The sequence below is a fragment of the Nitrosomonas sp. Nm51 genome, from assembly GCF_900111165.1.
Taxonomy (GTDB): Bacteria; Pseudomonadota; Gammaproteobacteria; order Burkholderiales; family Nitrosomonadaceae; genus Nitrosomonas.
In genome coordinates, this window is sequence record NZ_FOGH01000003.1 from 80,508 (window position 1) to 95,927 (window position 15,420).

Consider the following 15,420-nt stretch of genomic DNA (forward strand, 5'->3'; position numbering starts at 1 on the left):
AAGGGGTCTTGATAATAACTGTAAAAATACAGCATATGATTACATAAGTACCGAATCAGCGATTAATGGTTTCATTCAAAAAGATTTCGGCGTTTGCAGCGAAGGTTAAATTTCTTCGTCGACAAAGATCACATGACGAAAATAATGCTGTGACTCGAAGCTTGCCCCCAAAGCCCCAATTATCAGGCCCAGTGAGGCGCTGAAAACACTCATTTGCAGCCGCTCACCCCATCCCACGGTGTCGGCGGATGATTGCGTGCTGCTTGCCCACGTTGCGATCAAGTCGGCATCGAACAGCAGATAACCTATCAAAATGCCAAGTAGTCCCAGCGATAGCCACGTTATCGACATTCCCAGCAAAACAATCCCCGACGCAGAACTATTGGCAACAACCATTTGCTCACTTCGCTGTCGGCGCCCATCGGAAATCAGTTGCTGGCGTACGATGACATAGACGGTAGTAACCAGGCAAGCCAAAACGGCCGTGAAAACGATCTGACCAAAATCTTGCGAAAGTGCCAGATCCCAGGATTCGGCGGACATGAACAGGATTGCCAGCGTCGAAACGGATGCTAGAGTCAGTCCACTCAACCGCCGTGGAAATTCCCATGGTTTCGCAGCTATGATTGCCTGAACGATCTCGAAGCGATTGATCCACGCAGCGCGAAGCGTGAACATCATGGCATTATGGCTTTTTTGCGGAGACTCTTCCAGTCGCTGATCGGCGACTTCGACCAGCGAATCATGCTGCCGTTGAACTTGCCAGGCATCCAGTTCTTCCATCGACTCCAGCTCGTTCACCTCGACGGGACGCCGCATAAGGTTGTTGCTGCGACCGCTTCGGGCCAAACCGGTCAAGTGACCCATGGCGTGCAACAGTAAACGACTTAAACGATGAGAAACCTGCTGAATGCGTTGATCGCGGCTGCGCGATTCCCCAACAGCCCGCGGATCAATCAGGGATAACGAAACAACGGCGGCGTCCAAGGGGCGGCTGAGCGCAGCCAAACACCGCGGTGAGTAAAAGCTTTCTAGATCTGCGGCTGTGACTAACAAGACAAAATCCAGATGTCTCAGATCCCGTTGATCGGCAGCATGTTGCAGCAGGACGCTCGGTTGTGCCCGCGATTCTGAGGCCACTTCAGGCAGATCCAGGCGAATAATTTGAAAATGAATATCGGGATGCGTTTGCTGAAGGTAAGCGTGCAGCTGATCGGCCGCTTCAGTTACCGACACACGATCTATTTCATCGATATTGCCGGCGACAATCAAGCCGATTTCAACTAGTGCTCTATCCATATGATATTGCCTGGTACAGCGTTATCGTGGTGTTATGCAACAAGGCGCAGCACGCAGGAAAGGGTTGCTCCCTTTTCAAGTACTGTAACGCAGTTGCAGAGCACCACGGTAACGCCGTGTGGGTGAGCTTGTCAGCGTCCATGGTCTGCGTTGCGCCTTTTGACAATAGAATGGCCATTGCCTGCAAGGTACGCCTTGCCATGTACACTGACAAGCGCACTGAACCCGGTAATATCATATGGATAGAGCACTAGCAACGCGCTCATGCTACTGGTTAATAAAAGTGACACGCCAGAATTCTGGCGTATACGAGACGTCATTAAAAATGAGGGCGATCATCAAGGCGCAATCCGGACACGTATACAGGAAAAATAAGCCGTTTTTTCCATGAGCAGTGAATGTACTGAAAGCTGCCTGGGTTGTCAAACACCGTGGTAATCGATGTTGGCGTGGAACATGTTCGAGCGGCTGTTCAAAACAGCATCCGTGCCACGTTTGATGATCCGCAACCCGGACGGCGCCGCAGTCAATTATCGAGACAAGTTGTATTGCAGAAACGATCCAAAACTTCAACGCTCGGCAGGAGTCTGTGATGAACAAATATACTAATCGTGAATGAAAATTTGGTTTAACTTAGTAAGCGTTATCGCAAAGGTGGCTTAGCTGCATTGCAGCAAAATGATTTTGTTGAACGCTATCAAAATCTGAAAGCGGAAAAGGCGCCAGACGATCCAGTTTATTGAAGACTTCTGGGTGTTGACAGGTGGTAAATTTTGTTTGTTGATTGGCAGTCCTGAAACTCTTCACCGCCTTGCCGCCAAGCCTGACCGGGGGTGTCTGCGATCAGCGTCTTTAGGATAACATGGATCGTGCTGCCGGTACTAACCTGGCTTTATCCGAGGAATCCAATGCCTTAAAGGCCGCTGGACGGCCTCAAGATTTTTGAGGAATCGCTGTGCCAGCGCAGTGCCTTAACGTGCTCTGCGTCCTTCTACAGAATCGGGCCGACGGTGGCGATGACATTGTTCCAAATGCGGCGCGAGTAAGACCATGCGCGAACATCATCCAGCGTCACCGAATCAGACTGAGTAATATACTGCTGTTGTCGATCGTAAATAAGCTGTGTCATTTCGTCGTCACGTAATAGAATGTCATTCTCATAGTTCAGATCGAAACTGCGCAGATCAAGATTAGTTGTTCCAATCAATGACAGTGCGCGATCAATTGTAAATGTTTTAGAATGGAGCAAGCCGTCACGAAACTCAAATATCTTCACGCTGTGTTCCAATAGTTGGCGGTAGTAGCCGTGACTGGCAGCTGCGACGATCCATGAGTCGTTGCGTTTAGGAAAAATCATCATCACGTCTACTCCACGAATGGCAGCGGCACAAATCGCATCAAGAACGGTTGGATTAGGAACGAAATACGGTGTCGAGATGACAACTTCTTTCCTGGCCAAAGCCAACAGCGTGGCGAACAATTGAGGTGTCGCTCCACGACGATCGGTCGGGCCGTCAGCGAAAAGCTGAGCTGGAAACCCCCCCTCGAATTCTTTCGCCTTCATCTCAATGGACTCAGGGATTTCCTCACCGCTATTTAGCAACCAATCCGATGTGAACAGCAATTGGTTCTGCGCAACGACTGGCCCTTCCAGCCGCAACATGATGTCTACCCACGGCGCGTACTTCGCTTTAACTCGAAACTCGGGATCAGCACAGTTCTGACTTCCGCACCAAGTGATGCAGCTGTCGATAACCGTGATCTTTCGATGGTTCCGCAGATCCAGTCGGCTGAACAGAATCGTATCAACGACCCATTTCATCGGCAGCGCGACAGACAACTTCACACCTGCATCCCGCATCTCTCGCCAATACTTTGACCGAACAAACTTTCGGGAACCAAGTCCGTCAACCATTGCATGAACGGCAACATCACGCTTGGCAGCCCGGACGAGCGCGTTAGCAACATTCCTGCCTGTATTGTCATCCAGCCAGATGTAATACAAACACTGGACGCTCTCTGTCGCATTGTCGATGTCTTCGACCAATCGAGAACGAGCAGTTGCGGCGTCAGGCAATAACTCGGCTCTATTTCCGACGGTCGTCCCAAAGCCGTCAACCGATGCGGCTCGAAAAGCAGTTTGATATTCAGTCTCGACATTTCCAGCCAGATTTTTGTCACAACTGCCCATAGCGGCTCCGGCCAATAAGCGAAGCTTTGAAAAAATCTGGTCATGTCGCCTGTGTACCGTTCGCCCGAGACTGATTTCTCCAAACAGTAAATAGACTAGAACGCCAGCGTATGGCACGAACAGCATGACCATGAACCACGCCAGTCGGGCTGCCGATGAAAGGTCATCGCGCAACAGTATACGCGTCGAAAACACGATTACGGCCAGGGCGTGGACAACCACAAATCCTTGGATCAACATAGTTAGTCGCTCCTGAAAAAGTTTCAACCTAAAAATTTCAGTACAGTGGTACAAAACAATAATTGCAATTTAATACCTGCATATTTTTTCATACCGAAATTGCCAGTAAGCTATTTTGTTCTCGCCCCCGGAAATTTCTGAAGAAAAAGTGTGCAGGTAAGATAAATAACCCCTGGCTGAAATTATTGCGCAGAAGATTTTTCAAAATGTCCTTTCTCAGGACCGGCTAACTAACCCTTGTGTGTACGTTTTTGTTCTTCTTCCATTTCCATGGCCTCGGGCGATGCTTGAAATTGGTCGTTACGCGGATCAAGCTTAGTCAGTACCGGCGAAGTTTCAGGCATGGTGGGAACAAAATGTTCCTGCTCTTCGATCGGCACATCTTTTGTATGGCTAATGTGATAACCGGTGATTACTGCGAGTAGCAGCAGAAATCCGGCATTACCCAAGAATAGTCCTTCGGGGCCCAGTAAATTGATCAGTTGGGCCATCACGATAGGGCCGATCACACTGCCGATGCCATAGGTGAGCAGCAGGGTCGCACTGGCGGCCACAATGCGAGTTGCGTCTGTGCGGTCATTGGTGATAGCCACCGCCGTTGGATAAAGTGTGGCAGACAATCCAATAAACAAAGCCGTAAGCAGCGTCAATAGCGGCAAGTAGGTGATGTTCAGCAGACCAATCGCAGCCGCTATGACGGCAGTGGCCAGCGCGACCCAGAACATCAAGCGGCGACGGTCGAATCGATCACACAGCCGGCCAATCGGCCAAGCCAGCAGCATGGCGGTAACAACCGCACTGGCCATGAAGATTGAGGTCCGAGCCACATCCAACCCTGCCAACGTCGCATAGACCGGCCCCAGTGCATAAAAGCTGCTGATTAATGCGCCACCAGTCAAGGCTCCGGTAACACCACTGAAAGATTTGCGGATCAAGGTAGCAACAGAAATGCGCTGGGCCTGTTCAATGTGCGGAGCTTTCATGCGGGTCAGCGACAGGGGCACCAACGCCAACGCCAGCAATATTGCCGCCAGCGAAAAGGGCATAAAATTCGCGGGATCACCAATATTGACGAACAGCTGGCCGCCAGCAGCAGCCACAAAAAAAACGATCTGGTAAATGGCAAATAGGGCGCCACGGTTAGCGTTGGTGGCGCGGCTGGAAAACCAGCTTTCGATCACCACAAACACACCGGCAATGCTGAAACCAGACATGATACGTAAAGTCGCCCACAACAGCATAGAAACTGCCATCGGATATATCAAGGCGGTCACGGCAGCAATGGCAGCAAATACCGCAAACGCCCGAATATGCCCAACGCTGGCGATGACCTTCTGAACGTGGAGGGTCCCCAGTACAAAACCGACGGAATAACACACCAAAACCCAGCCAATAGTGTCCGCTGAAACCGATTCGTTACTCAGTCGAATCGCTAATAGAGTGGTCAGGAAAGTATTGCCGCTTACCAGTAGCACAATACTTAAAATCAGGGCAATCAAAGAATTGATCATTCGAGTCATAGCGTGCACTCCGAGCGGTGCTGGTTCAATTCAAATAAGATGGGGCCGGTGAATATATAACATAATAAAATAAGCTTATCTTACCAGCCTCTTGCAAAACTCAAAGAAATAGAGGGAATTATTGGAGCTATTGTCAAATCTGGTGTATGGAGAATCAAGCGGCCTCCTGTTTTTGACCTCCATTTTGTTTAACGCCGTTAACGGATTTTATGCCCTGCAAAACATCCGCTAACGGTTTATAGCCCCTCAAACGAAACCATTTTTTCTGTGCCACTTCCATCAGTTTGAACGCCATCGTCAAGGTTGTCGTCCGGCTTCCACAGTTTCTGGTTCTGGCTGTTCTCAGCCGTACAGTAGCGAAGACTGATTCGACCGGACTGGTTGTCCTAATGTGCTGCCAGTTTTCTGCAGGATAGTCATAGAAGGCCAGCATGGAGTCTTTATCCTTTTCCAGGCATTCCATCGCCTTTGGATATTCCGGGCTGAAACGTTCTATACAGTTATCAAATGCTGCATACGCTTGTTCCCGTGTTTCCGCCTGCCAGATATTGTACAGTGCTTCTTTGACTTTGGGCTGCATGACCTTGGGCAGCTTTTCCATTACATTGGCAGTTTTATGTACCCGGCAACGTTGCCGATCGGTCTGGGGCCAGCATTTGGCAACAGCCTTCCGGAATCCCGAAGCGCCGTCACCGGCAGCCGGTTCAGGAGCTTCTTTAAGGCCGCGCTGCTTCAAATCCATTAACACTTCAGTCCAGCTCGCTTCAGATTCACGATAGCCATCCGATAAGGCCGGTAATTCCTTACGTCCCGTTTCATCTGAACCTATAATTACCAGAAGACATAACCGGTCATCCATTCTTACTGTACTGTACACACCATCGGCCCAAACATAAACATAGCGCTTATTACTTAACTAAAGCTTCACGCTTTTTTAGAGCATGTGACTGAGTTTAATAATTTCAGGCATTGTGGCGGTGCTGGCTGTCGGCCATGGTGAAACAGCACCAGCTATGACCCTGTTATCAATAGGACAGAATCGAAATTTATCCTTTATATACAGTTGGATATTGTTGAGACAACGCATGATTTTTGTTATCATTCCGGTGTTCAAGCATTGAAATCAATAATAAATCTGGCTTGTCTATACACTCCAGGCCGTTATCGCGCATTCTACCTTTCACGTACCGTCAATCTGTTGCGATGCCTGCAAACACTGTTATTGGAGAATAAGGCAACAGTCCATTGTAATTTTATCATCTTGGCAGCGCGAAACTGACACGTTCCAGGCCTTGCCCGTATGAATGAAGACAAGCCTTATGCGCACCAGGACCGGATTCGCGGGTCTGTAACAACACCTAATGGTTTCACTTAACCAAGATTAATAGTAACCCCAATAGTCAAGACCCGCTGTTATGTTTAAACTTGTTTTCAAGATGAACAAGTTTATTAAAGCAGGAGGCTTTATCATGAAAACAGTACAAACACTCACCATCGCTTCAATAATTGCTTTTGTTTTAGTTGCATTGCCGACCAGTGTTTTTGCTACCGATCAGGCTGCCCATTTAACATTAGCTCAACAATACAAACAACAGGCCGATGAATATCAGGCCAAGATAAAAGACGAAATTGAAGCAGTTAAAAGAAAACCCCGCTCTGCTTCCTTTGGTAGAAATGCTAAAGTTTTCAAACAGCACGTGGCGTATAAGCTGCAAAGCCTGGAAGTAGCCATGGCTGAAAATCTGGAAAAAGCTGCCTACCATGAAAAAATGGCAGCTGAACAATCGTTCCATCCTGTAGCAGCCTCTGCTGGCAAGACAGGCAATACCGGAAGTTAAACTGACGCACGCCTTTCCAATAAAGTCCTGGAAAAACCCACTTCGGTGGGTTTTTTTTCGTCTGTCACATATCTCAAAGTCAAGAAAGAATACAATCCGCTTATCGCTATTCAGATCGTATCGGCGGGTGAAGCTCATAAAGTATGGGGTGAGTAGTTACACAAAATTAAATTAAACCATGGAGTCTGGGTGGTTTTCTCCGGTTTGGTTAAATCAAGAAATTAAATTAAGTGCGCCGATTTACTTTATAACCAGGTCATAAGCAAGTTTTGCTGCAACGGCATCCATAATTGCCATTCCAACAGAATCATAAATTATAGTATTTCCGTCCGGTACGATTTTAGTACCGGCATAGATTTCCCCGATTTCAGCGAATATTTCACAACCGGATCCACGAATATTTCCAGCCTGATCCTTTGCGGCAGCACGAGACTCAACGATAACGGTATTGGCCATTGCTGCATCATTGAGCTCTCGGCCATCAACTGTATTCCATCCGACAGAAGTAACGAATGCGCCTTCCTTCAACCACGCGCCATCTAATATAGGTTCTTTTGCGGCGGTAGTGCATGCGATGATGTCAGCACCTCGCACTGCCTGCTCGGCATCCGCATAATACCTTGCACCAATCTTATCTGCCAGCGCTTGTCCCCGTGCTTCATTTCTTGACCATAACCGAAACGCTTTGAAGTCCGCAATTTTGGCAAGCGCTTTCGCATGGGAATGCGCTTGAACACCATTCCCCATAATTGTCACAATAGCATCATTTGTTTTGGCTAATTTGCGTGCTGCTGCTGCAGACCCTGCTGCTGTGCGCATTTCAGTAATCAAGCGGCCGTCCAATACAGCGAGTGGCGTGCCATTGTTTTTATCGAAAACCAATATGACGCCTTGTAACGTAGGTACGGCCGTCCCCGAATTTTGTGGATAGAGTGTAAAAACTTTGACCGCCATAGCCTCACCCGCGGCGGGCATTGCCGCCATCATAGCGTTATCTTGCCCCGGCACTTGCACAAATTGTCTAACAGGTTGAGCAACTCTCCCAGCAGAAAAATCAATCATTGCATTTTCAAGCACGTCCATTAACGGCTGCCACGTCAATACCGCTTCAATTTGCGTTTCGCTAATAAATGGCAAATTGTTTAAAGTCTGTCCTGACATTTCTCCTCCAAAATTAAAATAGTTTAGTTAATACATTAAAAAATGGTAATGTAATCCCGCGCCGGGATATTCAATTTTCCGATTTTAAACTGACTATTCTGGGTATATTCATAATAATATTCCAGTAATAATTGTTGATGCCGGTCTAAAATTGACTGCCTTAACCGCTTATAAATTAATCAGGGGGAACAGTGCATAGGATGCTGCGCATTCATGGATAAATCGACCAGGCTGAGTTAGTTACTTTGCCTCCTGTTGATAGTTTAAGCGCGACGGATTCCGCTATAAATTGGAGCTTCGTAATAAAACCGGTCAGGAATAGGACATGGTAATTGACACAAGCCACAAAACAAAATTTTGATACCTGCAGTAAGTAGGAGTAGGCTCAAATTTTAGTAAACCATCAAAAACCCAACAAAATTCCAAAAGATATGAAAACAGACAAAAGCAGATTCAAAAGCACCTTGGCGATGCCAAGCGGGAAACTCAGCATCATCAGTCTGGAAAAAGTCGCCGAGACGTATCCACAGGTAAAAAAACTGCCTTTTTCCATCCGCATTTTATTGGAAAACGCCTTGCGAAACCAAGACGGATTTTTGGTAACCGGTGGGCATATCGAAAACTTGATCAATTGGAACCCCAAGGGAAGCGATGCCTCCGTGCCCTACAAACCGGCACGCGTGCTGATGCAAGATTTTACTGGCGTTCCCGCCGTGGTCGATATTGCCGCTATCCGCTCCGAAGCCATCCGCAAGGGCAAGGACGGAGCCAAGATAAACCCCAAAGTGCCGGTTGATCTGGTCATCGACCATTCCGTACAGGTTGATTTCTTCGGTACCGACTATGCCTATAAAAAAAATGTGGCGTATGAGTACAAACGCAACAGCGAACGCTACGAATTGTTGAAATGGGCCCAGAACGCTTTTGAGAATTTTACGGTCGTACCCCCGGGAATGGGTATCTGTCACCAGGTAAACCTCGAGTATTTGGCAAAAGTTATTGTTGCCCGAGACGGTTGGGCGTATCCCGACACCTTGGTCGGCCTCGATTCGCACACCCCTATGGTCAACGGTATCGGTGTAGTGGGCTGGGGGGTCGGCGGTATCGAGGCCGAAGCGGCTTTACTGGGGCAGCCTATCTATTTCTCCAGTCCGAAAGTTATCGGGTTGCAATTGAAAGGAAAACTGCCTGAGGGAATTACCGCTACGGATATGGTGCTTGAAATTACAAATCAGCTTCGTGCATATGGTGTCGTGGGAGACTTCGTGGAAGTGTTCGGCGATGGCCTCGACCATTTGTCGGTTCCAGACCGTGCAACCATTGCCAATATGTCGCCTGAATTCGGCTGCACAATCACTTTCTTTCCGATAGACGACCAGACTCTTGGGTATATGAAACAGACCAATCGCGAGCAAGAACAGATCGACCTGGTGGAACAATATTGTAAAAACAACTTGTTATGGCGAACGGGCAATGAAAATATGGACTATTCCGATGTGCTGACGGTGGACCTGTCCGCATTGCAACCCTCGGTCGCCGGGCCAAAACGCCCACAGGATAAAATATTGGTCAAAGACCTTAAGAATCAGTTCGGAAGCCTTTTAAAAGAGAGTCACGACAGGGATTATGTACCTTTGGAGGAACGTGAAACCTGGTACGCCGAAGGAGGTTCGGGCACCCTTTTCAGCAAGTGCTTGCGAGATCAAAAAATGGCGGACGATGTGGAAGTTATAGTCAAAGAGGAAAAGGCGCTACATTCGGTACGTATCGGCAAGGGAAATCAGGAATATGCCTTGAGCGATGGCTCGATCGTGGTGGCTGCCATTACCTCCTGTACCAATACCTCTAATCCCTCGGTCATGTTGGGCGCAGGCCTGATTGCACAAAAGGCTATAGAAAAAGGTCTGGGTGTAAAACCGTGGGTAAAAACCTCTTTGGCGCCAGGCTCCAAGGTTGTAACCAATTATTTAAGACGCGCAGGCCTGTTACAATATCTTGAAGCCTTGAAATTCCACGTGGTGGGTTACGGCTGTACCACTTGTATCGGCAACTCTGGCCCGTTGCCGCCCCATATCGAAAAGGCGATAGACGCATGTGATTTGGTGGCCGCTTCGATCTTGAGTGGGAATCGCAATTTTGAGGCAAGGATCCATCCCAAGATACAGATGAACTTCTTGGCATCGCCCATGCTGGTAGTAGTCTATGCCATTGCTGGCAGGGTGGATATCAATTTGATGGAAGACCCGCTGGCAGAGGATGCAAATGGCCGCCCCGTGTATTTAAAGGATATTTGGCCGAGCCAACAGGAAGTGCAACAAGCCATTGAAAGTGCCACCACCAAGGCGGATTATGCCCAAGAATATGCCGTAATTTTTGATGGGGAAGAACAATGGCGAAGCCTGCCCGCACCAAGCGGATCGGATTACGCGTGGCGGGACGATTCCACCTATATCAAGGAAATCCCTTTTTTCAAGAACATCAGCGAAACTCCTGAACCCTTGCGAAACATAGAAAATGCCAGGGTGCTAATGAAGCTGGGCGATTCGGTCACTACCGACCATATTTCTCCCGCAGGATCCTTTGCCGAAGATACTCCCGCAGGGCAGTATCTAAAATCGAAAGGTATTGAGCGTGCGATGTTCAACTCATACGGTTCGCGCAGAGGCAATCATGAAGTGATGATGCGCGGTACCTTTGCCAATGTGTTCATCAAGAATGAGATCGCCTCAAAACAGGGCGGTTTTACCACATATTTCCCAGAAAACAAGGAGATGAGCGTATATGATGCCGCCATGAAATATCAAGAAAGCAATATTCCCCTGGTGGTGCTGGCTGGCAGCGAATACGGTTCTGGATCTTCACGCGATTGGGCTGCAAAGGGTGCCAGCTTATTAGGCGTAAAAGCGGTCATTGCCAGCTCGTACGAACGTATCCACCGGTCCAATTTAGTAGGAATGGGCGTGTTGCCCTTGAGTTTCAGGGAAGGGGAAAACGCCGATAGCTTGTGCCTGTCCGGACACGAAACCATCGCCATTTCCGGAATAGAAGAGGGACTTCATCCTGGGAAGGAACTAACCGTAACCGCAAGAAAAGAAAACGGCTCGGAAATCACGTTCAAAGCCACAGTCCGCCTGGATTCGAAAATAGAAATTGAATATGTAAAACACGGCGGTATTTTGCAATATGTGCTAAGGCAGTTTTTGGAGGAATAAAGTGGCGCTTCAGAAACAGGGCGTTAGTCCTGCAAAGGTCGAAAAGCGGCCAGGATTGCAGGAAAATGACGTTTATTTTTCCTATACATTATATTGCTAGTGTCAGCGCCAATGGTGCTGCTTTTTTCATTGGAAGCGCATTACTCTTCTCTCTTTTTTATGCTTTCTGAAATTAAAACATGATGGAGTACCTCGCGCAGATCATCCTGCTTCTGGCCGTGGCGATAACCGTCGTGGTCACGTTTCAACGTCTACATATCCCGACCAGCCTGGGGTATTTACTGGTGGGTCTGGTTTTAGGACCGTATACGATGGGCCCGGCAGTCTCAATGCCGGGGCTGGAAGTGTTCGCTGAGTTCGGCATCGTCTTCCTGTTATTCACCATAGGTCTTAATTTCTCCCTCCCCCAGTTGCATGCATTGCGCCACCAGGTTCTGGGATTGGGAACCGGGCAGGTTGTATTCACGACGTTACTCGTTGGGATCATCGTTTGGATCATAGGACTCCCCGTCGCCGCAGCGTTCGTAATTGGCGCCGTCTTCGCTCAATCGTCCACTACCATTATCGCCAGCCTGCTAGCCGAGCAGGATGAGGAAAACAGTCAACACGGCCGCCTCGGACTCGCGATGTCCGTTTTCCAGGATGTGACCGCCGTCCCTTTTCTTGTGATCATTCCCATATTGGGCATGTCAGTCTCGGCATATGTGTTAGCCGGGTCTCTGGGGTGGGCGCTTGCGAAAGCTGTTCTCGCATTCGCACTCGTGTTTTATGTCGGACGCTGGTTGCTCCGGCCATTGTTTCATCTTGTGTCCAAACGCAGATCAATGGAGATGTTTACATTGGCAGTGTTATTGGTTGCATTACTTGCTGCATGGACCACAAACAGCCTTGGGCTATCGCTGGCGTTCGGGGGGTTTCTTGCCGGTATGATGCTGGGAGAAACAGAGTTCCGCCACCAAGTGGAATCAAGCATACGCCCTTTCCGTGACGTTTTGCTTGGCTTGTTCTTTATCGGTATCGGCATGCGTTTCAATCCGGCGATACTACCAGTTTTGCATTGGGCTGCATTGGGTGCATTTCTCATTCTGGCAATCAAGACGCTGACTGTCGCCGCAATGGTGCGCGGAATCGGCACCGACGCCCAGGTTGCGTGGCGCACCGGCTTGATGTTGAGTGTGGGCGGTGAATTTGGCCTGGCCCTCATTGCGATAGCACTCGACTCCGGCGTGATTAACATGCAACTGGGCCAGATTGCGATAACATCCGTGCTTTTATCGATGATCGCAGGCGCCGTTCTTATCCGGTTTAATGGCACTATTGCAGCATGGTTGGTTAAAGTGCCGCCCACCGAAACTTCCGTTATTCCAGAATTACTGGATACCCCGGAACGACAGGTGGTGATCGGAGGTTATGGGCGCGTAGGCCACACATTAGCCGTACTATTGCATGCAAGCGGCATTCCTTTTGTGGCTTTCGACACCGATCCTAAACGGGTGGCGCAGGGACGGGCGAATGGCCATCTGGTATCCTATGGTGATATTTCCGATCCGGGGTTATTGACTTCCGTTCATGTGGAACGCGCTTCTCTGGTCGTGATTACCGTTGACAAATCCGCTGCAGCTTTAGACGCAATTTCGTATCTGTGCAGAACGTGTCCCCAGGTGCCGGTCATTGCGCGGGCGCAGGATCTCGAAACGTGTACCCGCCTGCTTGACGCCGGTGCAATGCACGCGTACCCGGAAACGATTGAAGCGAGTCTTCGTCTAGGTGCGATGACTCTGCAGATGCTTCATGTTCCGTCCTATGATATAGATCAGATAATTCAAGAGGTGAGAGATTGGGGATACAAGTCCGTCTCGGAGGATGAGCGGAGTAAATTCTGATAATATACAACCAGGAGTTTGTTTACCTGCGTTGCCGGATGCGTCATTGACTATTTGCAAATGGGTGTAAGTCACATTTTTTATGCCGATACTTCGTATCCGCGTTATATGATATTTACAATGCTATGTCGTATGGCTCAAACTCTGTGCTTACATTGGTTGATCCCTCATTTATTGAGCTTTTGGTGGCTCATAAACAGGGAGACTTCCAATGAACTCTGGGATTATCAAGTCTAAATAGTCCACGGGCAGAGCCGGGGCTACCTTTTGTTAATTATGACGAAACTGTTCAAAAATATTCTCTACGTATCCGAAGCATCCGTTGCACAAGGATCGTCGATAGCGCGGGCCGTGTCAGTGGCGGAAAACAATCAAGCGGGTCTGACGGTTATTGATGTTACTCCGGACATCACGCCGGACATCGGGATGCTGCCTGCCGGACGCACCCCAGGTGAATTGCAGGCAATCATGGTAAGCGAACGCCGAAAAGAGCTGGGATCTCTGATCGAGCCTTATATGGAACGACTCGACATTCAGTTGGACGTACTTGTAGGCAAGACGTATATAGAGGTGATCCGTACCATTTTACGTGACAACTACGATCTGATGATCAAGCCCGCTGAAAATCCAAATTTCATTGAACGACTGTTTGGCAGCGACGACGTGCAACTGCTGCGTAACTGCCCCTGTCCGGTATGGCTCACACGCTCAGAGGAACAATCGGATTACACGCGCATTCTGGCAGCGGTCGATGTTAATCCTGATGTCCCGGATGCACCAGAGCAAACGCTCAACCGGCAGATTCTTGAACTGTCCAGTTCACTCGCGATATCCAAATTTGCTGCACTGGATGTCGTTCATGTTTGGGATGCCCCATTCGAGATGAAGGTGCAGTCATGGAGCGACAACCCACGTGAAGCCAGTATGGCCTATGTAGAAGGTGAACGGTCACGTCATGAGCGCGCGTTCAACCGCCTTGGCCGGAATTTCAAAGACCAGATAGGTCCAGAGGCGTATGACCATCTTGGGCCTCAATTCCATTTGCGCCGCGGAGCACCCTCCAGGGTCATACCGCAAACGGTGAAGGAGTTCCAGGCCGATCTGGTGGTCATGGGAACGGTCGCTCGAACAGGCATCGCCGGATGGCTCATTGGTAATACGGCAGAAGCTATTCTCGAACAGTTGCAATGTTCCGTGCTCGCTGTTAAACCCCCTGGCTTTGTCTCTCCGGTAAAGCTATCTGAGTAGCAAGCGCCATTCTGGTGACAGATTATTCAGATGCGGTAACCAGCATAGAGGCTTTCGGCGCCGGTTCGATTTGTCTACAATATCCAGAATAGGCGGCCTCTAGAAAAAATTTTCGAATTCACTTATGGAGGCTGCGATGCATGCAAAAGGATATGATGGCATCCCAAGCGAGCTGTGTAATTGGATAACATTTTTAGCCAACAGATTCACGAAATCAGCCGGCAGCTTGGACATGTTCCGCTGATTGATAGTCATCCACGCCGTGATAAACATTAAAAGATGAATTTGGTGGCTGTGCAGTTCGTGTACGGGGGCATGCCGAAGTGATGTGTCACCTGTGCTTGGTATTCTGGCATAAACTGCCAACCAGATAATGATCCTGGTGACTTAAAAATTTCCAGGCAAGCCGTAAAAAATAGAATTTAAATCAACTTATGGAAAAACTGCGCCTTAGGAGCCGTTCATAAATAACTGTAACACCTGGACCGCATCTGACGGGAACACTGCGGCGTTGTTCGCCGCCGCGCATAGCTCTTGCGCTATGACTCATCCTCCCGCCTTGCATTGCATCCCGCCAGACGCGCCCAATTGTCACACTTATTTATCCGCGGCTCCTTAATTTTGGCAAAATCTCAAAAATAACCCTGTACATCGGCAAGAACGCAATTATTTCATACTGATTCGGATTAAAATTTAGCCTGAACCGGATTATTGCTACTTGCGAAATATGCCGACGGGAGTTTTGCAAGAGATTCCTTTGATTGAGACTTGTGCAAACATTACGCCGAATTGCCCTGAATCTATATCTTGTTGAAAATGTGGTGAGTT

General features: G+C 48.7%; 10 protein-coding genes and 1 pseudogene. 4 read left to right on the plus strand and 7 right to left on the minus strand.

Going from position 1 to position 15,420, the window contains the following annotated elements:
• Window positions 1-105: 105 nt before the first annotated feature.
• The 5 genes and pseudogenes from BMY60_RS02270 to BMY60_RS02285 all read right to left on the minus strand — a co-directional run.
• Complete coding sequence (locus tag BMY60_RS02270; RefSeq protein WP_090330881.1) at window positions 106-1,299, minus strand: hypothetical protein; 1,194 nt, start codon at window positions 1,297-1,299, stop codon at window positions 106-108.
• 131 nt (window positions 1,300-1,430) lie between these two features.
• Window positions 1,431-1,565 (minus strand): hypothetical protein, encoded by a 135-nt coding sequence (locus tag BMY60_RS16110; RefSeq protein WP_256250636.1) that lies wholly within the window; start codon window positions 1,563-1,565, stop codon window positions 1,431-1,433.
• Window positions 1,566-2,290: 725 nt separating this feature from the next.
• Window positions 2,291-3,730 (minus strand): cardiolipin synthase, encoded by a 1,440-nt coding sequence (gene cls / locus BMY60_RS02275; RefSeq protein WP_090330883.1) that lies wholly within the window; start codon window positions 3,728-3,730, stop codon window positions 2,291-2,293.
• Between the two features lie 230 nt (window positions 3,731-3,960).
• On the minus strand, window positions 3,961-5,250 hold the full coding sequence (locus tag BMY60_RS02280) for an MFS transporter (protein WP_090330884.1): 1,290 nt from the start codon (window positions 5,248-5,250) through the stop codon (window positions 3,961-3,963).
• A gap of 154 nt (window positions 5,251-5,404) precedes the next feature.
• Window positions 5,405-6,166 (minus strand): annotated as a pseudogene (locus tag BMY60_RS02285) (IS256 family transposase); the annotation flags it as partial.
• 553 nt (window positions 6,167-6,719) lie between these two features.
• On the opposite strand from BMY60_RS02285, the gene BMY60_RS02290 reads away from it, so the two are divergent.
• Entirely contained in the window at window positions 6,720-7,088 is a 369-nt protein-coding gene (locus tag BMY60_RS02290) for a hypothetical protein (protein WP_090330886.1), read from the plus strand.
• 240 nt (window positions 7,089-7,328) lie between these two features.
• On the opposite strand, the gene BMY60_RS02295 is transcribed toward BMY60_RS02290, so the two are convergent.
• Window positions 7,329-8,249, minus strand: coding sequence for an ornithine cyclodeaminase family protein (locus tag BMY60_RS02295; protein ID WP_090330887.1), 921 nt, complete (start codon window positions 8,247-8,249; stop codon window positions 7,329-7,331).
• 431 nt (window positions 8,250-8,680) lie between these two features.
• On the opposite strand from BMY60_RS02295, the gene acnA reads away from it, so the two are divergent.
• From acnA to BMY60_RS02310, 3 genes are all read left to right on the plus strand, one after another.
• Window positions 8,681-11,461 (plus strand): aconitate hydratase AcnA, encoded by a 2,781-nt coding sequence (acnA, locus tag BMY60_RS02300; protein WP_090330889.1) that lies wholly within the window; start codon window positions 8,681-8,683, stop codon window positions 11,459-11,461.
• 179 nt (window positions 11,462-11,640) lie between these two features.
• Window positions 11,641-13,344, plus strand: a complete 1,704-nt coding sequence (locus BMY60_RS02305; protein ID WP_090330890.1) for a cation:proton antiporter domain-containing protein — start codon at window positions 11,641-11,643, stop codon at window positions 13,342-13,344.
• A gap of 276 nt (window positions 13,345-13,620) precedes the next feature.
• On the plus strand, window positions 13,621-14,592 hold the full coding sequence (locus BMY60_RS02310) for a universal stress protein (protein ID WP_090330892.1): 972 nt from the start codon (window positions 13,621-13,623) through the stop codon (window positions 14,590-14,592).
• A 427-nt stretch (window positions 14,593-15,019) separates the two neighbouring features.
• Here BMY60_RS02310 and BMY60_RS16115 read toward each other — a convergent pair whose 3' ends face one another.
• Window positions 15,020-15,142, minus strand: coding sequence for a hypothetical protein (locus BMY60_RS16115; RefSeq protein ID WP_256250637.1), 123 nt, complete (start codon window positions 15,140-15,142; stop codon window positions 15,020-15,022).
• Window positions 15,143-15,420: the final 278 nt, after the last annotated feature.